We start from the raw sequence: 25,588 nt of genomic DNA, 5'->3' as shown, positions 1-25,588 counted from the left end.
CATTTTTACCCGCTCATACATTTTATTATCTCTTTAACTATATTTCATATTTTTTAATAACTTCTATTAAAAAATTAAGATAAGTACACTGTACTTCCACCGTTATTATATATTTTATTAACTTCTTTTATGTAATTGTAAATATTGAGGTTAGTAATATTCTTATATATTATTACATTTTTAGACTTATGTAAACTTTCCCATATTCCTTTTATATTTATTAAACTAAAATAAACATATGAGTTATTTCCAATATATTTTTGTGTTATTTTTAATTTTCGTATTTTTTTACGTGGGATTATTCCATATTCTTCTAAAGTCCATCCTCCCCCAGCCTCATATACATAAAATTTTTTATTATAATATTTTGAGAACCACATTCCACTACATAGATCAGTATAATATATTACTCGATGATAGTAAGATCCTATACTAATTATATTATTACTATTTAAAACAGAATTCTTATTAAGAATAACAAACATAGGAGGATCTATTTTGGTAATTTCATTTATAAAACCAGTAGTAATCAATAAAAAGAATGTTATTAATATATATAAATATTTTATATTAAATATTGGTAAATCTATTTTAAAATATAACTTAAATAATTTATTTATTACTATTGAATAATATTTATATCCAATAATTATATTAGGTGCAATAATTGCAAATGATACTAAATATATTCTCCCAATACCCATAACACTCATATTTGGTAAAAACATAATAATAAATAAGGTAATAAAATACAATGACATGAATATATATATTACTATATAATTACCATAGTTATTATTAATACTTCTATTTAAAAATATATTTAAAAATAAATATAATGTTCCTAATAATGAGCAGAATATAAAAAAGATAATAATAAGTTTTTGGATAAAATTCCAAAATCCAACTATAGTAGTTAATATAATAATTCCTCCTGAGATTTCAGGATTAAATTTTTCATAAATTGTATTATTTATTGATGATAAAATTAAGAATATCAATGTACTTATAACTGACGCGTGGCTTATATATATATACCATGATGTATAAATTACTATATATATAAGTGTAATATTTATTATTTTTTTATATACACTTTTGATATCTTTATAATTAAATATATATGTACAAATAAAAATACAAATACAAGTCCAAACTAACATATTAAAAACTAAAGCTGAAGTTCCATAATGTGACCAAATTAATGAAAATGATACAAAAACTAATAAAATATATTTAGAAGTATTATTAATATTATTGTTAAATAATACATTTATAAATAATAATAACATATAATTAGCTAATATTTGTTTTAAGAGAAATATTACTGGATGTGTAAAAAAGGCAGGTAATGATATATATAAAAAAGATGTAAAAAACGCATCTTTTTTAGTTAATAAATTATTTAAATAATTACATGTAAAATTATATATTAATATAGGAACAAAAGTCCAATATAGTGGAAACAAATATTTAGTTAATATAGATACATCACAATTTGTTATTAGTACTACTATGGGTATAAAAATTGAATATATTAAAATTGTAGCAGATGTAATTGTATATTTTGTTAAATCATAGTATCCTAAATTAATTATTAAATTAGGAAAATATCTTTGCATATCATATATTTTTGTAATATCTCCAATTAATGTATCACTATACACTAATGAAAAGGCTATAAGCCAAATAATATAAGGATAATACTTACTTTTTATATAATCTGTAAATCCTATAACCAAAACAAGTGTTCCAATAATAATAATCATAGCCATTAATAAAATATTATAATTGTAATAATTTATTAGATATACTCCAAATATACTCATAAAAGGAATTAAACTTAAAATTAAGACTTGTGGATTTATAATATCTTTAATGTCTATAAAATCTAGACTATTATAATTTTTATCTCTAAAATAGGCAAAAATACATAATATAAATATAATAGAAACCATAGTATACAGTATAGGTATTTCTGAAATAGGTTTATTAGTAATTCCTACCATTGGATAAAATATATTAATTAGTAATCCAATAAGCATATCAAAAAATATGCTTAATCCCAAAGCATATGAAAAACTTTCAATGGTATTTAAATTATGTAGTCTTAGTATTCTTAATAGTAAATAACCTGGAATAAAAGATAAGTAAATAAAGCCAATTAAAGATTTTATAATAAAAGTTTCTACTTTAAAATTATTTTTTAGTGTAAATAATATTAATAGAGATATTTGAAGAAGTAATACTACTAACAAAAATTTTTTAAACTCCCAATTTTGCAATTTAAGTGGGTTTAATACTTTCAAGATTCATCACCAGTTTTCCATATAATTTTATGCATTTTTATGTTATATAGTAAATATATTAAATTTTTTATTAACATAAATTAAATTTTATTATCTAAACGAAAATATAAGAACAAGTATTATATTAGAAACAATAAAAAGTTATTTTAATTTCTATTTTGTATTAAGTTATTAAAACTATGTTATTATAATTATAATTATATATTTATAGGACGTTTATATAAATATAAGTTAATTCATATTTAACCTTATTTTCATCCCCACAGAAATGTAATTTTACATATAATTCTAATTTTCGATAAAACTTTTATCCTATATAAATTTTTATCCTTGGTCGGGATTGTCGAAAAATTATGAAATTATGGAATATAGTTAAAGAGATAATAAAATGTATGAGCGGATAAAAATGTAAAAATAGTACTGGAAAAAATAGGACAGAAGATGCTCACTTTTTGATTTACGTCAAACTTGTATTTTAATTTTATCCATAACTAACTTGGTGAATCCAAAAATAAGTTTAGTAGAGTCGGTAGAAATCCTTTATTATCATATAATCAGTATATATCAGCCTTTATTATAAAATTTATCCTTAAAATAAGTTTAAGAGATTTAGAAACATTGTCAAAAACTCTGTTTAATCCGTATATTGACCATTCTACGTTTGGTAGGTCATTTAAAAGAATTACTTTAGAAGATTTATCTAAAATTCTCCCTATTACTTACGAAATAATTGATAAACTTCTAAAAAGTTCAGATAAGCTATATATATCAGATTCTACCGGAGCTACCATAAACAGATTGATGTATATTACAAAAAAGAAGGTTAAATAAAACAAATTCATGATAAACTTTCAATCTTAGCTTTGTTATTATAAAGATTATGGTTTAATTTCTATAACTTCAGCTGTTTGGGATAGTAGATATGGTCAAGACGGAAAAAATCTACTTAAAATTATCAGTAAGATTGGAGAATGAAATGTATTAATATAATATAGATAGTTCACAACATACAAACTTTAATAAGAGTAATATCAAGTAATAAATCAATAATAATCAATTTTTAATTTTCGACAACTCCTCCTGGTTATGTACCAAATTTCGATATAATGTTTTTGTTATAAAAGTATACTAAATAAATCGATGGATGATAATATTATACATTTCTATTCTATAAGTATATATATCAATTGCAAGTACATAAACCATCCTTTTATGGAATTGTCCAAATATATGAACATAACATAATAAGATAAATAAGTATTTTTATACTTTTTTATACTTTAAAGTCAGATTTCTTATAAGTTTCCATAAAAAATCCTCTTTCATCTCCAAACACCTTTGGCTTTATTAATATAACCCCTGGAATCTCTAACCTCACAAACTCAAAAGGCATCTATTCCACCTCATATAAAAATGCTATAAAGGATAGACAACCAAAGCCAATTAGTATTAATATTTTATTAAATATATTCACATCTAAAAATAACAAAAGTGATACTAAAATTATTATGTAAGTAATATATAAAAATATAAATCTTATATTATATTTTTTATATAAATTTTTCATTAACTTCAAGAAAACAAGAGATAAAAATAAATAATTATTAAAAAAGCTAATAAGAAATAGCAAAGAGAAAATTATCTCCTCTTTATCAACTTTAAAATTTTCCTCTAAGAGATAATCTAAAAGTAATAGTGAAGGCAAAGCAATAATAAAAGTGTCTAAGCTTAATTTAATGTAATAAAATGAGAATATCAAAAATAACAAATAAATAATTAAAGATAACTCTTTTTTTCCCTTCATCAATAATAAAAAGATAACTAAAATAAAAAGTCCATAGTAATAATTGATCATTACTGATCCTGTAATAAATGCCACTATAGAAGAGATCATGGTTTCAACTCAATGATGTCATTTTTACCTAAATCTATAATTGGACAGTACTGTAAAAGCTTTTTCTTTAACCTTTCCCTCTCTACATATCTATGATATATTTTTACTATCTTCTCTTCACTATCTAAGTCCTCTTTACTTAGAAATAATATAGGATTCAAAGAAATAACAAAAAGCTTACAATTTTTAGACAAATTTAATATATCCTTAATCCTTAGAGCAAAGTCTGTCACTAATATAACTTTCCCTTCAGCAACTTTACTTAACATACTATATAAAGAATTATATTCCTCCACCCTCAAATTAGGGATTCCATAAACCTCCTCTAAATAATCTTGGATAATCTTCTTTGCCTTTTTCAAGTCTAAATTTTCATAAATACCTTTTATTTCAAAGTCATCAAATAAAACTACTTTAAAGTTTAGATTTTTAGAATTTAATAAATCTATCAAATGATAAACCAGTTGAGCTAACTTATCAGCCTTACCTCTTTTAAAAGTGTTACTAACATCTAATAATAAAGTTATCTTTTCCCCTTCCCTTAAAAATTCTTTAACCATCAAATTTTGATATTTAGCAGATCTTTTCCAATCAATACTTTTATACCTATCACCAACTGTATATTCCCTAACTCCCTCAAAATCTAACCCTACAGTACTTTTTAAAAGTGTTAAAAACTCTTCTGCAATTTTAGCATTTCTATTTATTCTTAGTAATTTCTTTAGACTTTCTACACTTGGGTAAACATCAATAACTACACTGTCACTTACAACATATTCCTTAAAAAATATCTTATTCCTCTCATAAACTAAAAACTTAAATTCATCAATTTTATGTCTTCCTTTTTTATCATATTTTAGAAATAACTTATATATTCCTTCTCCATTTTTTTCTATAGTAATTTCACAGCCATAAATATATTTAACTACCAATGGAATTTTTGACATGTTTTTTATTTTAAATCTTATTTCTATTTCTTCCCCTTCATAACATTCTATTTTCTTATTCAATGGAAATATTTTTACCTTTGGGACAAAAAAGAGTTTTATAAAAATCAAATATCCTAATATTAATAAAGCTAAAATAATAGAACTTATATTCACAAATAAATAAGCTTGAGCCATTAATAAAATTATTGTTAGTATTAAAATGTCATCCCTCTTCATTCAACCACTTTAACTTTATTTAATATCTCTTCAACTAATTCTCTTTCATCTATATCATATTCTCTATTAACAACAATTCTATGAGGAATGCAGTATTTAGCTACAGCTTTAACATCATCTGGGATAACATAAGATCTTCCTTCTAAGTATGCATTAGCTTTAGAAGCTAAGAGTATATGTTCAGAAGCCCTTGGAGATATTCCATATTCTATTCTCTCATCAATTCTTGTTTCTTTAGCTATTCTACAAATGTAATCTAATATTTTTTCAGAAACCTTAACATTTTTAACATCATTCATGGCCTTTTTTAAATCATCTATGGTAAATATCTGATTTACCTCTTTTTTATCTCCATTAACTTTAGTATAAAGTATCTGTTTCTCATTATCTAACTTAGGATATTCCAAGGTTAATTTAAACATAAATCTATCTATTTCAGCTTTTGGTAGCTCATAAACTCCAGCAAATTCCAATGGATTTTGGGTGGCTATAACCATAAAAGGTTCTGGTAATTTGAAAGTTTTCCCTTCAACAGTTACAGTTTTTTCTTCCATAGCTTCCAACAAAGAAGCCTGAGTTTTTGGTGAAGCTCTATTAATTTCATCAACCAAAACAATGTTAGCAAAAATTGGCCCTTCTCTAAATTCAAATTCTTGTGTTTTTTGATTAAAATAGTAAAATCCTGTTATATCTGAGGGTAGAAGATCAGGAACCATTTGTATCCTTGAAAATTTCAAATTAAAGAGTTTAGCAAAATTTTTAGCTAATGTAGTTTTCCCCAACCCTGGGTAACCTTCCAATAATACATGACCACCAACTAATATAGAAATAGTCAAGAATTTAATAACATCTTCATAGCCAACAATACACTTTCTTAGTTCCTTTAAAATTTTCTCATAGAATTGCTTTCCATTCAAATGTATCCCCCAAGATTTAAATTTTTTCAATAATTTCTTTTAATTTTTTGTAGTCTATATTATATTTTTTAGCTACTTCTTTTAAGTCAATCTTTTTTCTTAAGAATCTTGATAAATCCAATCTAATGTTTGATAATATATAGCTTCCTATTACTAATACTGTAAAAATTAAAAATTTAGTCTCATTAGAAACTTGGTTTTGTATATACACAACACCTACATCATATAAAGAAAATGAGCTATGGTGAAGTTCATCTATATAAAAGGTTCTACCTTCAAATTGTTTAAAAAAATTTTTAAGAAAGTCTTTATTATATTTGTACATACCATTTATAAAAATATCAGGATCAGAAATTAAAATAACTTCTCCTTCTCCATAATTTATTTTTTTCATTAATATTTTACTTGTAACAATACTGGTTTTTATATCTCCCTCTTTACTATTAATATAACTTGGATAGTTAAATACTACATTTCCAAAAGGGCTTCTACAAATTACCAAATTACAATTTTTGTAGTAAAATAAATCTTTAACTTCTTTATTTATTATTTTTTCTTTTATGTTTAATTTTTCTAATAATTTGTTAACTTTCCCAGTATCATCAGCTAAAATTAAAATTCCCCCAGATTCTAAGAAGTTTTTAATAATGTTAATTTCCTCATCACTATAGTCTATATCAGGAGCAATAATTATTAGAACTCCATCACTATTAAATTTATACATACTATATGGATTAATAATTGGCTTTATATTGCCAAGATGATATAGTAATTTACCAAATTCAAAACAACCATTCCATTTTTTGTTAAATACACTATAAGGAGTGTTTGACTTTATAATTGGAATGAAATAAGGTAGGGAAATAAAAATAATTCCTATTATAGCTATAGTAACATATTTAAGTATTTTTCTCATTATTCTCACTTTTTAATATATTTTCTATATCTTTAAAGTATTTTTCCACTATTGAATTGTCTAATTTTTGTTTTCCATATATACTATGCTCATAAACTCTTGTTATAAAATCTAACTTCTCATATATATTTTTGTCTAAATGTTTAATTTTTTGCAGTAATTCTCTTGGAGTTAATGTTTTTGGTAAATTATATTTATCTGTCAAGAATTCAAATATTAACTTATATGCTTTCTCAACATCTCTTGGAATAAAATTATATTTATCTTTCTCTTCTTCTACATGCTCTTTATTTTCAGGAATTTTATCCTTTCTATATCTTAAATAGTAAAATCCTATTAAAGAGATCGTAATTATAGACACAATAGCAAAAGCTAAATAGTTAGGTTCTTCTACATTAATAGTAATTATGTTTGATTTTGATCTTTCATATATGTTATTTCCAGGGAAGTAAACATATAAAGTATGATTCCCAGAGCTATTGAAAGATATATTGAATGAAAATCTACTATTTACTTCTATTTTTTTGTATGTTTTATTATCAACTATTATATAGACAGGAATGTTACTAACATTAATAATGCTTGTAATATTTCCATAAATTGTTAAGGGCTCATGTACTCTAATTTTATTAGTATTAGTTTTTGTGTATATAGATATAAATAATGGAATTTTTTTAATGTCTATTTTAATATATTTTGTAGAGTTCTTATAAATATGGTTGCTTGGTGAAAATTTTATTAAAAATGTTTCATTAAAAGTTTTATTGAACACTATTGATATTGAAAAAAGACCATTCTCTACTCTATAACTTTCATTTAAAAAATATATTTTTCCATCAACTTTATTACCAAAATAGTCTAAAATATAACCGCTAATATTTAAAGGTAAATTTACATATCCTTTAAACTTTTCTTCAGTATATATAAATGTTGGTATTCTTGACGTTTTTATATACAAAATGTTTGAAGTTTTATTATTTTGTTTAGCATAGATCATATAAGCACTCAAATCTTTAAAAGAGTAATATAGAGAAAATGTATTATTTTTAACCTCTAAAGTATGTTTTTCAGATATATTACTCCTCAAATTTTTTATATATATAACAATTGATCCATTGTCTGCCAAACCAAATATTTTAACCTTTTCATATATGATAGGATCTTCCTTTGAAATGAATATTTTTAGAGTTCCATTATAAACTAACCTTTTTTTAAAAAATTTCATTTTATATATTTCTATTAAATATTTCAAATTTTCAGTGTCAAATTTTAAAGTTTCATTTTCTTTTTTTAGTTGAATACTTTCTATCTCCTTAATATAATTCTCTAAATTATTTATTAAAATCTTTAGTCTCTCTAAATCCTCTAATGTTTTCTCTTTTTTAAATTTATTATTAATTTCACATAATAAATATAAATCATTTGAAAAATCATAAAAAGGAGGTATTATATAGGTTACTGGACTTGTTATATTACTCATTTTATAATATAGAACTTCATTTTTTAGTGCTGTAAGGTTATAATATAAACCCTTAGATATATTAATGTATGAATTATCATTATTTAGTATTAAGTTAAATACTTGTTCATATTTATTAATAACATTTGAAAAATACTTATAAGTAAAAGAATCATCTTCAACAATATTTTCAGTGTTTATAACTTTACCAAAAACACTTCCTAACAACATTAATAAAGTAAGTAAACATAACAATTTTTTCAATATCTCACCTAAATATGGTGTTGGGGTGATACTATATTAAAACTAAGTGAATACAAAAACATAATTGTTGGAGCTATATTTAGTATTGTTGGAATTCTACTCATATACTATGGATATATTACTTTAGGAATTTCTTCTATTTTTATAGCAATACTTGCATATACTTTTTTAGAAGATGAAGGTTTACATTTATACTTAAAAGCTAATAAGAATTACTCTAAGATATTTAAAAAAATTTCCAGTATTTATGTAGGAAACATAATATTTATTCCTCCATATAAAAATTTAAAATCTGGAGGTATATTAATTCCAAAAAAGAAAATAACTTCAGTAAATTTAGGATTATTTGATGAAAAAACCTTTATAACACCTATTGGTTTATTAATTTCACCTCCTTTAGGTTATGAGTTAATAGAGGAATATGAGGATAGAGGAGAAGTTAAATTAGATGAATGTGACTTATATTTAGCTATATCTATTGTAGAAGGAACATTAAAATCCTATAACTATTTAGATAATATTGAACTTGAAGAAAAAGATGATAAAATAACTCTAACAATAGAAAATCTAAAAGGAAATTATTTTATATTATCTCCAATTGTTTCATCTATAATTGCTTCAATAGCTTTTTCAACGAATAATTTGCTACTAACAGTAGATAACAAAAAAGAAGGATTTAAATATATAATAACTTTAAAAAAACTTGGACATCCAGATAAGTTTTTATGGTGAGATTTTTATGAAAAATAAGTTATTATTAGGGTTTTCAATTATTGTTCTAATTACATCATATTTAACATCTAACTATTTTGAGATATTTATGACTCTTTTGTTAATTGAACTTCTAATATTTATGAGCGTCTTTGAATATTATCTAAACTATAAAACAAAAGTAATTTTAAAATCAACATCTTATGTTTTAATAGTTATTTTTGCACTGATTGTATTGAAAAAAGTTTATGAAATTATTTCAAGATAAAATACTAATTATTTGAATTTATAAATTAATAAAACAGAAAACTTTATATATAACCTCTGTAAATTATCACAATGCTTACTTTTGTGGGCTCGTGGTCTAGCTGGCTATGATGCCGCCCTGACACGGCGGTGGTCGGGAGTTCGAATCTCCCCGAGCCCACCAATTCTTTTTTCAAGAAATTAATTTTGCTTTCACAATTTTATATTCTATTTAATCTATAAATTCAAATTTAACAATTTTAATTAAGTACATTTTAATAACGTTTAAATAGAGAAAAAGTTAAAAATTAAATTTAGTTTTACTGAAAGTAAATTACTCAATAGGGAATAACATGGATCCGTCATTAACAAATGTCCCAGTACTTGCAGTTATGTCTGAACCATTATTTTTAAGAAACACGCTTAGCGCGGAGAAAGTTTTAGAGTTAATGTTAAAAAAGAATAAAAGATACTGTATTTTAGTTGATCAAAGTAATAATCCAGTTGGAATATTGACCATATTTGATATATTAAAATACTCTGTTTTAAATAACACTTCTGATCTTTCAAACGTTAAAGCTATGGACTTAGCAACACGTAAAATAGTAACTATCTACCCAGAAACAAGTATAGAGGATGCTCTAAAAATAATGAAGAAGTATAATATAACTAAATTACCTATTATAGACAAAAGTACAAATAAAATAGTTGGAGTGATATCAGAGGAGGAGCTTGTTGATACTCTACCTTATTTAATAGACTCTTTAAATGAGTTAGTTAACTATCTCTTAGATATTATTAGTGAAGAGCTTGGAGAAAGTGAGAAAAAAGAGAAGATATTGGCAACAGTGAAAAATGCTACAAAGAAAAAGAATAAGAATTGATCACTTATGATAGATGTTTTACTTGATAACACTTACAAAACTGAAAAAGATAAGGGAATTATTTACCTCTACTTACTAAACTCTATTTTGAAAGATTATAATTTTAAGCCCTATTTTTATGTTGAACTTTATGAAGATGCTAAAGAAGAAGATATAGAAGAAGTTAAAAAATTTTTGCTTAGAAAAGATTTATTAAAATTTGTTGAAGATATGGAAATTGTAAAGAAAAGAATAATTAGAGAAGAAAAAGATATTTTGAAAATTATAGCAACACATCCTCAAAAGGTTCCTAAGCTGAGAGTTATTAAAGAGTTTGAAAAGGTTAAAGAGATTTATGAGCATGACATTCCATTTGCTAAAAGGTATATGATAGACAATGACATAGTTCCAATGATATACTTTGACTTTGAGAAAAAGAGGGTTGTTAGTGACAAACTGCCAGAGTTGAAGATGGTAGCTTTTGACATTGAAGTTGTTGATAATAAAATCATTATGGCAAGCTTTTGGGATGAGAAAGGAGGGAAGGTTTTAACATATAAAGACTTTTCTCATGAGAGTGTTGAGCTTGTTAAGGATGAGAAAGAATTAATATTAAAGATTATTGAAATTCTTAAGAATTATGATTTAATCTTTACCTACAATGGAGACTATTATGACTTCCCCTTCTTAAAAGAGAGGGCTAAGTTTTATGGTCTAAAGGTTAAGTTAGGTAGAGGGGGAGAAGAAATTAAGATAAAGAGAGGTGTGGAAACAAAGGTTTATATCCCTGGGAGGGTTCATATAGACCTCTACCCAATAGCTAAGAGGTTATTAAAATTAACAAAATACACCTTGGAGGATGTAGTTTATAACCTATTTAATGTTGAAAAGCTTAAAATTAAAAATTTTGTGGAGTATTGGGAAGATAAAGACAATATCTTAGTTGAATACTCCCTACAGGATGCTAAATACACTTACTTAATTGGAAAATACTTTTTACCTTTAGAAGTGATGTTCTCAAGGATTATTAACCAAGTTTTATTTGAAGTTACAAGGATGAGCTCAAGCCAGATGGTTGAGTATCTACTGATGAAGAGGGCTTATAAGCTAAACTATATAGTGCCAAATAAGCCAAGTGAGGAAGAGTATAAAAGGAGAGTTGCTGAGAGCTATGAGGGAGGTTATGTTAAAGAGCCAATAAAGGGGATTCATGAGAACATTGTTTATTTAGACTTTAAATCATTGTATCCAAGTATAATAATCTCATATAATATAAGCCCTGACACCTTAGACTGCCCATGCTGTAAGGAAGAGAGTGAGAAAATATTAGGACATTGGTTTTGTAAGAGAAGGATTGGCTTAATCCCCATGACAGTTAAGGACTTGGTTAGAAGAAGAGTAGAAATAAAAGAGAGGCTAAAGAAAGAAAAGGATAAGTTGTTAAATTATGAGCAACAATCTTTAAAGATCTTAGCCAACTCTGTCTATGGCTATTTAGCCTATCCAAGAGCAAGATTTTATAATAAGGTTTGCGCTGAAATCATCACTTTCTTGGGGAGAAAGTATATTATGGAAACTATAAAGGAGGCTGAAGTCTTTGGCTTTACTGTTCTCTATGCTGACACTGATGGAATCTTTCTGACAATAAAGGGAGAGAATAAAGAAGCTATCCTAAAAAAAGCCTATAACTTTTTAAATCATATAAATAGTAAGTTACCAGAGGATATGGAGCTTGAGTTTGAAGGATTTTATAGTAGAGGCATTTTCATAACAAAAAAGAAATATGCTCTAATTACAGAGGAAGGGGAGATTATAATTAAAGGATTGGAATATGTTAGAAGAGACTGGAGTGGAATAGCTAAGAGAACACAGAAAGAGGTGTTAGAGGCTCTATTGAAAGAGGGGGATATAGAGAAGGCTAAGAAAATTATTAAAGAGACTATAAAGAAGCTAAGAAACTTGGAAGTGGATAAAGAGGAGTTAATTATTTACACTCAGATAACAAAGGATTTAAATGAGTATAAGAGTACAGCTCCACATGTTGAGCTGGCCAAGAGGTTGGTTAGGGAAGGAAAGAAAATAAAACCTGGAGATGTCTTAGGCTATATAATAGTTAAAGGGGCTAAGCAAGTTAGTGAGAGGGCCAAGTTACCAGAGGAAGTTAGTTTAGATGAGATTGATATCAATTACTATATTGACAATCAAATTCTCCCTCCTATCATAAGAATTATGGAATCCTTAGGAGTTTCAGAGAAGGAGTTAAAGCAAGAAAAACAATTAACCCTGGACAACTTTTTTTAATTAGTTAAGTTTTAAATATGACTTTTTTAATTGTTTAATTGATTTAATTAAATAAAAAATTTTGTGGGGTTATAATATGAAAGAAATTATAAAGTGGAGCAAAGATTTAGAAACTGGAATCTCTACTTTTGATGAAGAGCATAAAACACTAATTGAAACACTAAATGAAGTTTATAGTCTCTTAGAAAATAAAGAGTCTGAGAAAGCTAAAGAATTGTTGAGAAATAATATAGTTGAGTATGCAAGTAAGCACTTTAAACATGAAGAGGAAATTATGGAAAAATATAACTATCCTGAACTTGAAAATCATAAAAAAATTCATAATATGTTTGTTAACATGATTGTAAATAAGATGTTACCAAAGATTGAAAAGTCCGATAGTGAGTTTAGATCAGTTGTTTCTTTTTTAGTTGGCTGGTTGGTTATGCATATAAAAAATATGGATAAAAAATATGGAAGATGGTTTAAAGAGAATAATATTACAATTAATGATGAGCCAAGGTTGTAGGTTTTCTATTCTTTAGTTTTTATATTTAAATTTATGAAGTTTATAAATTATTATTTTTTCTTTTTTATTTAAGTGTTATCTCGTTTAAAATTCTTGTTTTTAGATTTTTGTTGTTTTTAGGTGAGTTTTTTAATTTTTATTTGGTTTTTAGTTAGCTTCGGATGGTAGCTTTGTATTATTAATTTGAATATTCGGTTTTTATGAATTATTAGGATTTTTTAGTTTTTTAGGTTATTTGTTTTTAGAATTTTGTTTTCCCTTTGGAAATTTTGTTTTTGGTTTTGAGGTTTGGTTTTATTTTAGTATTAAGGAAAGTAAGGATTTTTACCAAACTTCGGATCTTTTTAAATAAATAGGAGAACCTAACCTTCATCCCGTTGATTAGGGATAAAGCTTATATACTATAAGAGCGAATGTTATAAACAAGCAAAATTTTGCCTTGTAAAATAACGCCCCTAAGGGGATGGAAACGGGGATGAGATAGTTCTGATTGTGAAAGATGGAGGTAAAATAACGCCCCTAAGGGGATGGAAACAAAAAAAGTCAAGCCATGTCCCAAAATCTTGTCGTAAGTAAAATAACGCCCCTAAGGGGATGGAAACCAAACAACTTTACACTTGCTACTGAGCAGAGTAATGTCGTAAAATAACGCCCCTAAGGGGATGGAAACTATGTTGATATATTGAAGGCGTATGATTTAAGGTAAAATAACGCCCCTAAGGGGATGGAAACTTCCATCTCTCTCACCTCTTATTTTTGTTTTCGTTATGTAAAATAACGCCCCTAAGGGGATGGAAACGGAATTGGCTTAGAGAGGTCTATTTTCCTGCTGGCAAGTAAAATAACGCCCCTAAGGGGATGGAAACATTGCATAGTTCCTCATTCATATCCCCTATATACAATACAGTAAAATAACGCCCCTAAGGGGATGGAAACTGAGTTACTGGATAAAATCCACAATGAAGTTATGGTAAGGTAAAATAACGCCCCTAAGGGGATGGAAACAATGTTATTAGTTAGGGTTCCATTTGGAAGATATTCAATCGTAAAATAACGCCCCTAAGGGGATGGAAACTCTCATTTTGCACACCTCCAGCAGCTTTACATTTTTCAGTAGTAAAATAACGCCCCTAAGGGGATGGAAACATATCCAGAAAAGGAAATAGGTGATAAGATGGAGTGTGTAAAATAACGCCCCTAAGGGGATGGAAACGATTATAAGCTATTTGACAGGCTCAATTTGCCAATTGAAAAGCAGTAAAATAACGCCCCTAAGGGGATGGAAACTTGCAAGATGTAGAGCAGTATATGATTTTCCTACTCCAGTAAAATAACGCCCCTAAGGGGATGGAAACTACAGCATCTTTTTTCACCTCAACTAGTAGTGCACAGTAAAATAACGCCCCTAAGAGAATGAAAATAAATAACAAAAAAGCTACTTACTAACCTCAACCATTCCAAAACCTAAGCTATTTTTTTCTCCAAAGCCACAGTCATAACCAAATTTAATTAATTCATAGTCTCCCCAAACCTTAAAAACCAAGTCTGAGCAAGTTAGATAGCCCCCTTTAATCTTAACTCTTTTTGGCTTAAATTTTAAAATTTCAAAATCAAAATCTAAGTTACACTCTTTATTAAAGTATTTCTCATATTTTCTTTTCAAGTTCTTTTTTAGATTTTCATAAAACTTTGAGTGTGTTGGTAGCAAGTCTTTAGTTTTTAACCTTCCATCTTCTTCTACTTTAGTCTTTAAATATATTGGAGATAAAGTTTTTAAAATTTTAAATTCTTTTGGAGACTCTAAAAGAGAGATCCTCTCAATATGAAAAATAATATTTCCTACTCTAATCCTTCCCTTCTCAAAAAGGCCATTTACAAAGCATTCTATAAACTCTTTATTTGGTGAAGATACATAAAAATAAGCTTTTCCATCATAGGACTCTAAGTAATCTTTGTAGATAACTCTCCTTGGTAACTTTAAGGTGGAGAATGTATAAAATTTAAAATCTCTAATTTTATGTAGCTTCTCAGCAAAGTTTGGATTTCCCTCCTTAACAATATTATAGATAGCTGAAGCTAAGTAGTATTGATGGTTAAAAGATATCTTAAATGGCTCATCAGCTGATAAACTAACCTTCACTCTCATACTTTCCTAACCCAAAATTTTTATTTTAAAAACTTTCACAGCATATATAAATTAGTTTTTATTTTTTATTTAGCTAAAGCTAAAAAGGTGAAAAAATGGCTGTTCATCCCATAGACTATAGATATGGTAGTGAAGAGATGAGGAAGGTTTGGGAGGAAGAGAATAAGTTAGAGAAGATGCTAAAAGTTGAAGCTGCCTTAGCTAAGGCTCAGGCCGAGCTTGGCTTAATCCCTAAGGAGGCTGCTGAGGAAATAAATAGAAAGGCTTCAACTAAGTATGTGAAGCTTGAGAGAGTTAAAGAAATAGAAAGAGAGACTAAGCATGATGTTGTAGCCATGATAAAAGCTTTAGCAGAGGTTTGTGAAGGAAATGCTGGAGAGTATATACACTTTGGAGCTACCTCAAATGATATTGTTGATACAGCTAACTCTCTATTAATTAAAGAGACCCTTGACATTATAGAGAGGAAGTTAAGAGAGTTAAGAGACATCTTATTAGAGAAAGCTGAAGAGCATAAATTAACTGTCTGTATTGGAAGGACACATGGGCAACATGCAATTCCAACAACCTATGGGATGAGGTTTGCCCTCTGGGCTGCAGAGATTGATAGACACTTAGAAAGGCTAAAGCAAATTAGAGAGAGGGTTTGTGTCTCTAAGATGACTGGAGCAGTTGGAACATTAGCAGCTATGGGAGAGAAGGGATTGGAGGTTCATAAAAGAGTTGCTGAAATTTTAAACCTAAAGCCAGTTTTAATATCAAACCAAGTTATTCAGAGGGATAGGCACTCTGAATACATCTTCTTATTGGCTTTAATTGCCCAAACCTTAAATAAAATAGGAGTTACTGTTAGAAACATGCAGAGGACTGAAATTAGAGAGCTTGAAGAAGAATTTGATGTTAAAAAGCAAACAGGATCTTCAACAATGCCACATAAAAGGAACCCTATAACCTTTGAACAGATCTGTGGATTGTCAAGGGTTATAAAGTCTCTCTGTATAGCAGAGCTTGACAACATTCCTTTATGGGAAGAGAGGGATTTAACAAATTCTTCAGCTGAGAGGTGTATCTTTGCTGAAACAGCTGTTTTAACTGATCACATCTTAAACTTGGCTATAAAGGGAATAAAGAAACTTAAGGTTAATAAAGAAGCTTGTGATAAAAACCTTGAGCTAACCAGGGGCTTGATAATGGCTGAGAGAATAATGATAGAGTTGGCCAAGAGAGGGATGGGAAGACAGAGAGCTTATGAAGTTGTTAGAAGAAATGCTATGAAGGCTTATGAGGAAGGAAGGCATCTAAAAGATGTTCTCTTAGAAGATGAAGAAGTTATGAAGTATTTAACAAAAGAGGAGTTAGAAGAGTTGATGAACCCAAAAACCTATATTGGCTTAGCTCCACGGATTGTAGAGAATGTTATAAAAGAGCTTAAGGGGAAGAAATAGTTAAGTTCAACTCTCTAAAGGTAGCTTCATAAAATGCCTTTCCAGCTTTGTTTTTCCTCTTTCTAAACTTGTCTATATTTTTTCTTATGTAATCCATTGGACACCACAAATAAGCTATAATCCTTGGCTTTTCTATAGCATCTTCTATAATAAATTTAAAGTAGTAATCAGCATGATAGTCATTTAATAAAATCTTTAAGTATTCTCTCTCACTAAAGCTAACCTTTAAAACATCAAACAGCTTTCTCTTTCCCTTGTCAGTTAATTTTATTTGTATCCTATCTCCAAAGTCAGTTACCGCATCAATGCCCATATAGTCATGCATAATCTCAGTATCAAAATAAACCCTTGAGCAAACTAACTTTTGCCTAATAATATCTGTTATCTCAGGCTCAAACATTTTCATTAATATTTCTGAAGCCTTAAATCTCTCAATATCATTTAGAGAAGGATCTCCAAGAGGCCTACCTTTTACAATATTTTTGTAGTATCTATGTAGCTCAAACTTATTCATATTACTAATTCTCCTTAGAAATTCAATTTTATCAAAATTTTTCATTCCTCTATTATCATTTTTCTTCATCACAACCAACCCCTTACAAATTTTCTAAAATTTAGATTATGGTAATAGAAGATCAAAAAATTTATTTTAAAGGAAATTAAATATATAAAAGTTAATGTTTAGATAGAATGACTTTATGATAATGTAATTTACAAAGAAAATAAGCCAATACTAATTTTAGATGCCAAATATCAAGAAATTAAAAAGGAAAATGAAATTATTTTATCTCCAGACATTCTTAGACAAATTTATACCTATGCAAGATATTACTCTAATGTGAATAAAGATATTGCCTCAGCCCTAATTTTCCCAAAATCAAAAAGCTATAACAACTTTGATAAAAGAATAGTTGGAAAAGGGATATTTTTTGATGGTTTAAAATTATATATTTTAACTTATGATTTAGATACTTTAATAAAAGGAGATGTTGACAAAAAATTCATTAATGTTATTAATGAAATCTACAAATTTTAACAAAACCAAAATTAGCTTTCAACAATCTCCAATAAATGGTAAAGTATATATCCAAAGTGATAATTTGATATCAAGATTAATTATAAGTCTTAACTTAAGTGGGGAATCATGATACTTCTTATAGGCTATGGTAGATTTGGTAAAAAAGTTGCTAATCTTATTAAAGAGAAGGAAGAAATAACTATAGTTGATAAAGAAATTAATGATAAGGAGAAACTGGAAAGTGACTTTAATATAGTTATTGGAGATGCTACTAAAGAGGAAGTGCTAAAGAAGGCAAATATTGAAAAGGCTGACATTATTTTAGTGCTAACCAATGAGCCAGAGGTTAATAGAAGAATAGCTGAGCTTGTCTGTAACTTAAACCCTTCAGCCTATAAAATAGTTAGACACATCCCAGGACAGCCTGATCTCTATGAAGGCTTAGATATTGATAAAATAATAGATGTCTTAGAGAGTGGGGCTAAGGATATAGCTAAAGATGTTGAGGAGGCTAAGCTAAAAAGAATGCTCACTCAACTAAAGAATATCTTAATTGAAAAGAAAAAAGAATTTTGTTCTTCTAAGAATGGGAAGAAGGGGTTACTAATTATAACCCATAGGAATCCTGATCCTGATGCTATAGCCAGTGCCATGGCTTTAAAAACCATTGCTGAGAAGTGGGAAGTTACTTCTGACATAGCATACAGTGGGAATATTGGCTATGATGAAAACAAAGCTATGATAAACCTATTAGAAGTGGAAATATTAAATCTTAAAGATATTGACATTAATAAATACTGTGTCATTGCCTTAGTTGATAGCTCATCAAGTAAATATATTGACATAGACCCAGAGAAGATAGATATAGTTATTGACCATCACCAAAATCCTGATATCTCAGCAAGGTATATGGATGTTAGAAATGTTGGAGCTACAGCATCTATTTTAACCCAGTATCTTATGGAACTTAACATAGAGCCAACAAGGAAGTTAGCTACAGCTCTCTTTTATGGGATACAGACAGATACTGACTACTTTAAAAGGAATGTTTCTAAGTTGGACTTTGAAGCAGCCTCTTACTTACAGCCTTATATAGATGCTACCATCCTGAATATGATTGAGAATCCTGAGATCTCTACTGAAGTGATGGAGGTTATAGCTAAAGCTATTATGAACAGAAAGATAATAAAAGGAAATATAGCTTTAGCCTATGTTGAAGAGATAAGTAATAGAGACGCTCTTCCTCAAGCTGCTGACTTTCTCTTAAAGATGGAAGGGATTTCTACAACATTTGTTTATGGAATTGTTGGAGATAAAATACATATTTCTGCAAGAACAAAGGATTTAAGAATTAACTTAGGAGAGATTTTAAGAGAAGCCTTTGGAGGAGGAGGGCATCAAACAGCTGCAGCAGCCACTATTCCATTGGGAATCTTTGCCTCAGTCTCAGATAAAGAATCTTTAAGGAAGCTTGTTGAAGAAGCCATAACTAAAAAGATACTTGAGGTTATGGGAGTTAGAGAGGGGCAAGGCTAATTTTTATTTTTGGTGAGGTTCATGCACTATTTTTCTGAGAAGCCAACATCAAAGTCAGAGATTAAAGTGATAGAAGAAATTTTAAGAGGAAAGCTTTTTAAATTTAAAACAGACTCTGGAGTTTTTTCTCATAATAAGATAGATAAGGGGACAAAGCTCTTAATTGAAACAGTTGAAGTTAATAAAGAAGATGAAATCTTAGACTTAGGCTGTGGCTATGGAGCAATAGGGATAGCCTTAGCTGATGAGGTTAAGAAGGTTTTAATGGTTGATATTAACAGAAGAGCTTTAAAGTTAGCTAAGGAGAATGTGAAGTTAAACAATATTAAGAATGCTGAAGTTAGATTCTCAGATTTGTATGAGAATGTAGATGAAAAGTTTGATAAAATTATTACCAACCCTCCCATTAGAGCTGGGAAGGATGTGGTTAAAAAAATAGTTAGTGAAGCTCTAAACCATTTAAAAGATGGTGGAGAGCTTTGGATGGTTATCCAAACCAAGCAAGGGGCTAAGTCAATGGCTAAATATATGGAGGAAGTGTTTGGAAATGTTGAAACTGTGAAAATAAAGGGAGGCTATAGAATTTTAAAATCTAAGAAAGTGAGAGAATGATAGCTCTGCCGGTTGTTGAGAGGAAAGTAGAAGATTCTCTAAGAGTTGCTGAAGAGTATTTGAAAGTGGCTGACATTGTAGAGTTTAGATTAGACTACTTAGAAGAGGTTAGCTTAGAGGATATAGGTAAGTTTTGTAAATTTAATAGCATTATAACCATAAGACCAACATGGGAAGGAGGTTATTGGGATAAGGGAGAGAGGGTAGAGTTGTTTAAAAAAGCCATTGAGGAGAATGCAAAATTTATAGATGTTGAGTTAAGAGAAGAAAAAAATAAAGAGTTAGTTGAATTTAGGAATAGAATAGGGTCAAAAACTAAAGTAATTATTTCCTATCACAACTTTGAGGAAACTCCTTCTTTTGAAAAACTTTGTGAGGTTGTTGAGAATTCTTTAAAGATTGGAGATATTGCTAAGATTGCCACTATGGTTAAGGATAAGGAAGATGTGCTAAAGATTTTAAACCTTGCAAATAAATATAGGGGAAGAATTATAGCCATAGGAATGGGAGAAGAAGGGAGATTAACAAGAATCTTAGCCCCTTACTTTGGCTCTATCTTAACCTTTGCCTCCTACAAAGGGAAGAGTTCAGCCCCTGGACAAATAGAAATAGAGGAACTTAAAGAAATTTGGAGAAAATTGAAAATTACTATATAAGTGAGAGGGGAAAGGTTGAACTTAATAGACATGTATGTTAGAAAATTTCTAAATTTGATAGAGCTTGAGAGAAAGTATGAAATGGAATTTCACAAGGAAGAGATAAAAAGACTTGGGAGGAAAAGAGAAGAGGTTGGAAGAGCTATTTTAAATCTAAAGGGAAAATTTTTAGGGCAAAGCTTAGGCTGTACTTTAGTAAGATTTGGGAGAAGTAAAGAGATAAAGACTGAGATCTCTCCAGGAGATGTTGTTTTAGTTAGTAAGGGAGATCCTTTAAAGAGTGATCTCTATGCCAATGTCATCTATGTTGGGAAAAACTTTATTGATGTAGCCTTTGATGTTGATGTTCCAAGATGGGTTTTTAAGGAGAGAGTTAGGATAGATCTCTTCATAAATGACATAACCTTCAAGAGAATGAAGGAAGCTTTAAGATACATTGAAAAAGAGAAGCCTAAGCTAATTAATATTATTTTAGGAATAGAAAAGCCAGAGAAACCTTTAAAGGAAGATATTGAGATGGAATTTTATGATAAAGAGCTAAATGAATCTCAAAAGAGGGCTGTGAAAAGAGCTATTTTAAGTAAAGACCTCTACCTAATCCATGGTCCTCCAGGGACAGGGAAGACAAGAACTTTAACTGAAGTGATAGTTCAGGAGGTTAAATTTAATAAGCATAAGGTTTTAGCAACAGCAGACTCTAACATAGCTGCAGATAACATTTTAGAGTATTTGATAAAGAAGTATCCTTTTTTAAAGGTTGTTAGAATTGGTCATCCAACAAGGATAAGTAAGGATTTGATAGAGCATTCCCTTCCTTACTTAATAGAGTGTCATCCAAAGTATCAGAAGGTTTTGAAGTTAAAGGAGAAGATCTCTGAGATTAAAGAAGAGAGGGACAAGTTTTTAAAGCCATCTCCAAGATGGAGAAGGGGAATGAGTGATGACCAAATTTTAAAGGTGGCTAAGAAAAATAAAGACTATAGAGGAGTTCCTAAGGAGAAGATAAAGAGCATGGCTCAGTGGATTAAAAAGAATGCTAAGATAAAAGTTTTAGTTGATAAGTTGGAAAAGCTTTCTAAGGAGATAGCTGACGAAATCATTAAAGAGGCTGATGTTATTGTTTCAACTAACTCAATGGCTGGCTCTGAAGTTTTAAAGGATTACTTCTTTGATGTTGTGGTTATAGATGAAGGTAGCCAAGCTATGGAACCATCTTGCTTAATCCCTATAATAAAGGGAGAGAAGCTAATAATGGCTGGAGATCATAAGCAGTTGCCACCAACAGTTTTAAGTGATAATGAAGAGCTTAAAAAGACACTATTTGAAAAGCTTATAAAGAAGTATCCTGAGTTCTCATCAATCTTAGAGATTCAGTATAGAATGAATGAGAAGATTATGGAATTTCCTAATAGGATGTTTTATGAAAATAAGCTAAAGGCTGCTGAGAGTGTTAAGAATATAACTTTAATGGATCTTGTTAAGGAAGTTGATGAGGAAGATAAAGACATTATAAATAAGATTCCTGTCCAATTCTTTCATGTGGATGGAGAGGAGAAGAGAGATAAGGATTCTCCATCCTACTACAATGAGGAAGAGGCTAAGAAGGTTTTAGAGGTTGTGAAGAAGTTGGTTAAGTATAAAATTCCTGTGAGTGTTATAACTCCATATGATGCTCAGGTTAGACTCTTAAGAAGAATGTTTGAAGAAGAAGGCTTAGATGTTGAGGTTAACACTGTAGATGGCTTCCAGGGAAGGGAAAATGAAGCTATAGTCATCTCTTTTGTCAGAACTAAAAACTTTGGTTTTTTAAAAGATTATAGAAGGTTAAATGTGGCTATAACAAGGGCTAAAAGAAAGCTTATTTTAATTGGTAATGAAAATTTACTGAAAAAAGATACAATTTATAATGAGATGCTGAAGTGGGCATCATTTTAGTTTCCATCCTTGTTTTAATGGACTGGCGATTCAAACTATGATGTAGTATGTCACATACCTCTTATCCACGTGTTTCCATCCTTGTTTTAATGGACTGGCGATTCAAACTGAGGAATACATATGTGCTAAGAGAATTTATGTTGAGTTTCCATCCTTGTTTTAATGGACTGGCGATTCAAACAATGGATATGGGATTCTTGGGTTCTTTCGTCAAGATGTTTCCATCCTTGTTTTAATGGACTGGCGATTCAAACCAGAATACCCCTAGACAAAATCCCAAAGTTAGTGTGTTTCCATCCTTGTTTTAATGGACTGGCGATTCAAACAATTATCTTCCCACCAACTCCTGAGCCAACAAAAAGTTTCCATCCTTGTTTTAATGGACTGGCGATTCAAACATGTCTTTTGTTGAGATCACATTGAGAAAGAAAGTTCTGGAGGAGCTTGATTTATCTTATCCATGTTTCCATCCTTGTTTTAATGGACTGGCGATTCAAACTTTAATCCAAGATGTTTATATTTAAAATGAACATTCAGTTTCCATCCTTGTTTTAATGGACTGGCGATTCAAACGTTTACGTTGAGATATGCAGATATGGTAACTAATGCGTTTCCATCCTTGTTTTAATGGACTGGCGATTCAAACCTTATCAGGAGATAGTAGAAAAGTTAAAAAGAAGAATTTGTTTCCATCCTTGTTTTAATGGACTGGCGATTCAAACTCACTAATTCGTTATCTATTGTATTTACCTCTGCTTGTTTCCATCCTTGTTTTAATGGACTGGCGATTCAAACGTGCCTTGGAGAAAAAAGTATGTTGTTGGAACTCCAGGTTTCCATCCTTGTTTTAATGGACTGGCGATTCAAACTTTTCTATTAATTGTGTTAGGGCTTCTAAACCATCGGTTTCCATCCTTGTTTTAATGGACTGGCGATTCAAACCCTTAATGTCTGTCCTTATTTTATATCAAAACTCCTATAAAAAACTTTCTTTTTTAACCTGAGTTTTCTTACTGGTTGGTTATTGAACCCCTATATAAAAGTAAGAAAGATTGTTCCCTCCATTTAAAAATACTATGCACAACCGTAAAAACAAAGCTCAACAATTAACCCTTATTTAACCAAAAATAAAGTCCAATTAAACCTAATACTATAAAATAACAGCAAACAATCCAACAAACTAAAAAATCACAATTCTCCAACGAAAAAATCAGTATTACTTTTCCCCAATTTTCTCGTACCAATTTCCAACGACCCCTATATAAAAGCAAGAAAACTTAATTAGGGAAGTTAATAACGATATCTAAATAACTAATAACAAAAAAATAAAAACCCATCAAACTAATTCCTTTTGATGAAACTTTTTCTAAAAGTTTCAAAGAAAAACTTAATTAAAAACATTAATAACGATATCTAAATAACTAATAACAAAAACTCATTAAGCTAACTCTTTTGATGAAACTTTTTCTAAAAGTTTCAGATGGAGCTTTTTCTAAAAGTTTCATTTCAAAGACAACTTACTTCCTCATATAATATAATAAATCCTGTAAGCAGTGATACTTAACCATTCCAGCAATTTCTCTCTGGTCAAGGTCTTTCTCATCAAAGGAAACCATCTCCCTACTGTATAGGGAGAATTCACTTTCTCTTGCTACAACTCTTACACTGCCACCAAATAGCTTAACCTTTACTGTTCCAGTAACTCTCTCTTGTGTCTTATCTATGAAAGCATCTAAAGCTTCTCTAAATGGAGAGAACCACTGACCTTTATAAATTAACTCTCCATATAAAGAATCAACAAGTTCTTTAAATCTTAAAATGTCTCTTGTTAAAACCAACTGTTCCAAGGCTTTATGAGCAGTTAACAATAAGATAGCTCCAGGACATTCATAGTTTTCCCTTGATTTTAGTCCTATAATTCTATCCTCCATAATGTCTATTCTTCCAACCCCATGTTTTCCAGCAATCTCATTAGCTTTCTTTATTAGTTCTACTAAACCTAACCTCTCTCCATTGATAGCTATAGGAACCCCTTCCTTAAATTCTATTTCAACTATTTCCTCCTCTCTATCTTCAGCAGGGTTTTTAGTCCAACTGTATATTTCCTCTGGAGGAATAAAATTAGGATCCTCTAATTCTCCACCTTCTATACTTCTCCCCCATAGGTTCTCATCAATGCTCCACTTCTTACTCTCTGATGGAATTGGAATTCCCTTTTTCTTAGCATACTCAATTTCCTCAGCCCTTGTTAAATTCAAGTCTCTTATTGGAGCAACTATCTTTATATTTGGAGCCTTAATTCTTATAGCTGTTTCAAATCTAAACTGATCATTCCCCTTTCCAGTACAACCATGGGCTATAACTTCAGCTCCTTCTTTTTTGGCAACCTCTACAACCTTGTCAGCTATTAATGGCCTTGCTAAGGCTGTTGATAATGGATAGCCTTCATACTGAGCATTTGCCTTTATAGCCCTAAAAATATAGTCCTTAACAAATTCTTCCTTAGCATCTATAGTATAGTGCTTAGCCCCTAAGAGCTTAGCTTTCTCTTCAACCTCTTTAATCTCCTCCTCTGGCTGGCCTACATCTACACAGACAGAGATAACTTCATAACCCTGATCCTCTAAGAGCTTTAGACAGCAACTTGTATCTAAACCCCCTGAGTATGCTAAGACAGCCTTCATTT

The 25,588-nt window shown here is 29.1% G+C and carries 16 protein-coding genes, 1 tRNA gene, 2 pseudogenes and 2 CRISPR repeat arrays; of the genes and pseudogenes, 10 read left to right on the top strand and 9 right to left on the bottom strand.

Features of this window, described 5'->3' with window-relative positions; translation table 11 throughout:
- Nucleotides 1-74: 74 nt before the first annotated feature.
- From METIN_RS06270 to METIN_RS06245, 6 genes and pseudogenes are all read right to left on the bottom strand, one after another.
- Nucleotides 75-2,309, bottom strand: coding sequence for a DUF2206 domain-containing protein (locus METIN_RS06270; RefSeq protein WP_013100653.1), 2,235 nt, complete (start codon nucleotides 2,307-2,309; stop codon nucleotides 75-77).
- Between the two features lie 1,279 nt (nucleotides 2,310-3,588).
- Nucleotides 3,589-3,702 (bottom strand): annotated as a pseudogene (locus tag METIN_RS07610) (dTDP-4-dehydrorhamnose 3,5-epimerase family protein); the annotation flags it as partial.
- Nucleotides 3,703-4,199: 497 nt separating this feature from the next.
- Nucleotides 4,200-5,369 carry a DUF58 domain-containing protein gene (locus tag METIN_RS06260; RefSeq protein WP_013100650.1) on the bottom strand — a complete coding sequence of 390 codons (1,170 nt, stop codon included), beginning with the start codon at nucleotides 5,367-5,369 and terminating at the stop codon, nucleotides 4,200-4,202.
- Nucleotides 5,366-6,286: an AAA family ATPase gene (locus tag METIN_RS06255; RefSeq protein WP_013100649.1), complete on the bottom strand. Its 921-nt coding sequence runs from the start codon at nucleotides 6,284-6,286 to the stop codon at nucleotides 5,366-5,368. The genes METIN_RS06260 and METIN_RS06255 overlap by 4 nt, the downstream gene beginning before the upstream one ends.
- Before the next feature lie 16 nt (nucleotides 6,287-6,302).
- Nucleotides 6,303-7,202, bottom strand: coding sequence for a DUF4350 domain-containing protein (locus METIN_RS06250; protein WP_013100648.1), 900 nt, complete (start codon nucleotides 7,200-7,202; stop codon nucleotides 6,303-6,305).
- The gene (locus METIN_RS06245; protein WP_048203450.1) at nucleotides 7,186-8,925 is read right to left on the bottom strand and encodes an Ig-like domain repeat protein; all 1,740 of its coding nucleotides are present in this window, start codon (nucleotides 8,923-8,925) and stop codon (nucleotides 7,186-7,188) included. The genes METIN_RS06250 and METIN_RS06245 overlap by 17 nt, the downstream gene beginning before the upstream one ends.
- A gap of 739 nt (nucleotides 8,926-9,664) precedes the next feature.
- On the opposite strand from METIN_RS06245, the gene METIN_RS06240 reads away from it, so the two are divergent.
- The 5 genes from METIN_RS06240 to METIN_RS06220 all read left to right on the top strand — a co-directional run bounded on the left by METIN_RS06240 (nucleotide 9,665) and on the right by METIN_RS06220 (nucleotide 13,554).
- Entirely contained in the window at nucleotides 9,665-9,904 is a 240-nt protein-coding gene (locus tag METIN_RS06240) for a hypothetical protein (protein ID WP_013100645.1), read from the top strand.
- Nucleotides 9,905-9,989: 85 nt separating this feature from the next.
- Nucleotides 9,990-10,066 (top strand) — tRNA-Val (locus METIN_RS06235).
- Between the two features lie 169 nt (nucleotides 10,067-10,235).
- Nucleotides 10,236-10,766 carry a CBS domain-containing protein gene (locus METIN_RS06230; RefSeq protein WP_013100644.1) on the top strand — a complete coding sequence of 177 codons (531 nt, stop codon included), beginning with the start codon at nucleotides 10,236-10,238 and terminating at the stop codon, nucleotides 10,764-10,766.
- 6 nt (nucleotides 10,767-10,772) lie between these two features.
- The gene (locus METIN_RS06225) at nucleotides 10,773-13,046 is read left to right on the top strand and encodes a DNA-directed DNA polymerase (protein ID WP_013100643.1); all 2,274 of its coding nucleotides are present in this window, start codon (nucleotides 10,773-10,775) and stop codon (nucleotides 13,044-13,046) included.
- A gap of 76 nt (nucleotides 13,047-13,122) precedes the next feature.
- Nucleotides 13,123-13,554 (top strand): bacteriohemerythrin, encoded by a 432-nt coding sequence (locus tag METIN_RS06220; protein ID WP_013100642.1) that lies wholly within the window; start codon nucleotides 13,123-13,125, stop codon nucleotides 13,552-13,554.
- Between the two features lie 441 nt (nucleotides 13,555-13,995).
- A CRISPR array of direct repeats spans nucleotides 13,996-14,975; the repeat unit is 30 nt; unit sequence GTAAAATAACGCCCCTAAGGGGATGGAAAC.
- Nucleotides 14,976-14,989: 14 nt separating this feature from the next.
- Here the strand turns inward: METIN_RS06220 and cas6 are convergent.
- Nucleotides 14,990-15,700 (bottom strand): CRISPR-associated endoribonuclease Cas6, encoded by a 711-nt coding sequence (gene cas6, locus METIN_RS06215; protein ID WP_013100641.1) that lies wholly within the window; start codon nucleotides 15,698-15,700, stop codon nucleotides 14,990-14,992.
- Between the two features lie 95 nt (nucleotides 15,701-15,795).
- On the opposite strand from cas6, the gene purB reads away from it, so the two are divergent.
- Complete coding sequence (gene purB, locus METIN_RS06210; RefSeq protein WP_013100640.1) at nucleotides 15,796-17,145, top strand: adenylosuccinate lyase; 1,350 nt, start codon at nucleotides 15,796-15,798, stop codon at nucleotides 17,143-17,145.
- Here purB and METIN_RS06205 read toward each other — a convergent pair.
- Complete coding sequence (locus tag METIN_RS06205; RefSeq protein ID WP_013100639.1) at nucleotides 17,129-17,728, bottom strand: hypothetical protein; 600 nt, start codon at nucleotides 17,726-17,728, stop codon at nucleotides 17,129-17,131. The genes purB and METIN_RS06205 overlap by 17 nt on opposite strands.
- Before the next feature lie 561 nt (nucleotides 17,729-18,289).
- On the opposite strand from METIN_RS06205, the gene METIN_RS06195 reads away from it, so the two are divergent.
- The 4 genes and pseudogenes from METIN_RS06195 to METIN_RS06180 form a co-directional block, all read left to right on the top strand.
- Nucleotides 18,290-19,699 (top strand): DHH family phosphoesterase, encoded by a 1,410-nt coding sequence (locus METIN_RS06195; RefSeq protein ID WP_013100638.1) that lies wholly within the window; start codon nucleotides 18,290-18,292, stop codon nucleotides 19,697-19,699.
- 21 nt (nucleotides 19,700-19,720) lie between these two features.
- On the top strand, nucleotides 19,721-20,311 hold the full coding sequence (locus METIN_RS06190) for a class I SAM-dependent methyltransferase (RefSeq protein ID WP_013100637.1): 591 nt from the start codon (nucleotides 19,721-19,723) through the stop codon (nucleotides 20,309-20,311).
- Nucleotides 20,308-20,967 (top strand): type I 3-dehydroquinate dehydratase, encoded by a 660-nt coding sequence (gene aroD / locus METIN_RS06185; protein WP_013100636.1) that lies wholly within the window; start codon nucleotides 20,308-20,310, stop codon nucleotides 20,965-20,967. Before METIN_RS06190 ends, aroD begins: the two co-directional genes overlap by 4 nt.
- Nucleotides 20,968-20,982: 15 nt before the next feature.
- Nucleotides 20,983-22,893: pseudogene (locus METIN_RS06180) on the top strand (IGHMBP2 family helicase); the annotation flags it as partial.
- 8 nt (nucleotides 22,894-22,901) lie between these two features.
- A CRISPR array of direct repeats spans nucleotides 22,902-23,844; the repeat unit is 37 nt; unit sequence GTTTCCATCCTTGTTTTAATGGACTGGCGATTCAAAC.
- A gap of 575 nt (nucleotides 23,845-24,419) precedes the next feature.
- Here METIN_RS06180 and METIN_RS06175 read toward each other — a convergent pair.
- Nucleotides 24,420-25,586, bottom strand: coding sequence for an argininosuccinate synthase (locus METIN_RS06175; RefSeq protein WP_013100634.1), 1,167 nt, complete (start codon nucleotides 25,584-25,586; stop codon nucleotides 24,420-24,422).
- Nucleotides 25,587-25,588: the final 2 nt, after the last annotated feature.

The organism is Methanocaldococcus infernus ME (genome assembly GCF_000092305.1).
GTDB classification, from domain to species: domain Archaea; phylum AGJL01; class Methanococci; order Methanococcales; family Methanocaldococcaceae; genus Methanocaldococcus; species Methanocaldococcus infernus.
Note: the sequence above shows the minus strand (reverse complement) of the source record. Positions and strands in the feature narration are given on the sequence as shown.

What these genes read in the sequence shown, in the direction of transcription:
- METIN_RS06260 (WP_013100650.1), bottom strand. Translation starts at nt 5,369, where the DNA reads ATGAAGAGGGATGACATTTTAATACTAACAATAATTTTATTAATGGCT.
- METIN_RS06250 (WP_013100648.1), bottom strand. Translation starts at nt 7,202, where the DNA reads ATGAGAAAAATACTTAAATATGTTACTATAGCTATAATAGGAATTATT.
- METIN_RS06240 (WP_013100645.1), top strand. Translation starts at nt 9,665, where the DNA reads ATGAAAAATAAGTTATTATTAGGGTTTTCAATTATTGTTCTAATTACA.
- METIN_RS06230 (WP_013100644.1), top strand. Translation starts at nt 10,236, where the DNA reads ATGGATCCGTCATTAACAAATGTCCCAGTACTTGCAGTTATGTCTGAA.
- METIN_RS06225 (WP_013100643.1), top strand. Translation starts at nt 10,773, where the DNA reads ATGATAGATGTTTTACTTGATAACACTTACAAAACTGAAAAAGATAAG.
- METIN_RS06220 (WP_013100642.1), top strand. Translation starts at nt 13,123, where the DNA reads ATGAAAGAAATTATAAAGTGGAGCAAAGATTTAGAAACTGGAATCTCT.
- cas6 (WP_013100641.1), bottom strand. Translation starts at nt 15,700, where the DNA reads ATGAGAGTGAAGGTTAGTTTATCAGCTGATGAGCCATTTAAGATATCT.
- purB (WP_013100640.1), top strand. Translation starts at nt 15,796, where the DNA reads ATGGCTGTTCATCCCATAGACTATAGATATGGTAGTGAAGAGATGAGG.
- METIN_RS06205 (WP_013100639.1), bottom strand. Translation starts at nt 17,728, where the DNA reads ATGAAGAAAAATGATAATAGAGGAATGAAAAATTTTGATAAAATTGAA.
- METIN_RS06195 (WP_013100638.1), top strand. Translation starts at nt 18,290, where the DNA reads ATGATACTTCTTATAGGCTATGGTAGATTTGGTAAAAAAGTTGCTAAT.
- METIN_RS06190 (WP_013100637.1), top strand. Translation starts at nt 19,721, where the DNA reads ATGCACTATTTTTCTGAGAAGCCAACATCAAAGTCAGAGATTAAAGTG.
- aroD (WP_013100636.1), top strand. Translation starts at nt 20,308, where the DNA reads ATGATAGCTCTGCCGGTTGTTGAGAGGAAAGTAGAAGATTCTCTAAGA.
- METIN_RS06175 (WP_013100634.1), bottom strand. Translation starts at nt 25,586, where the DNA reads ATGAAGGCTGTCTTAGCATACTCAGGGGGTTTAGATACAAGTTGCTGT.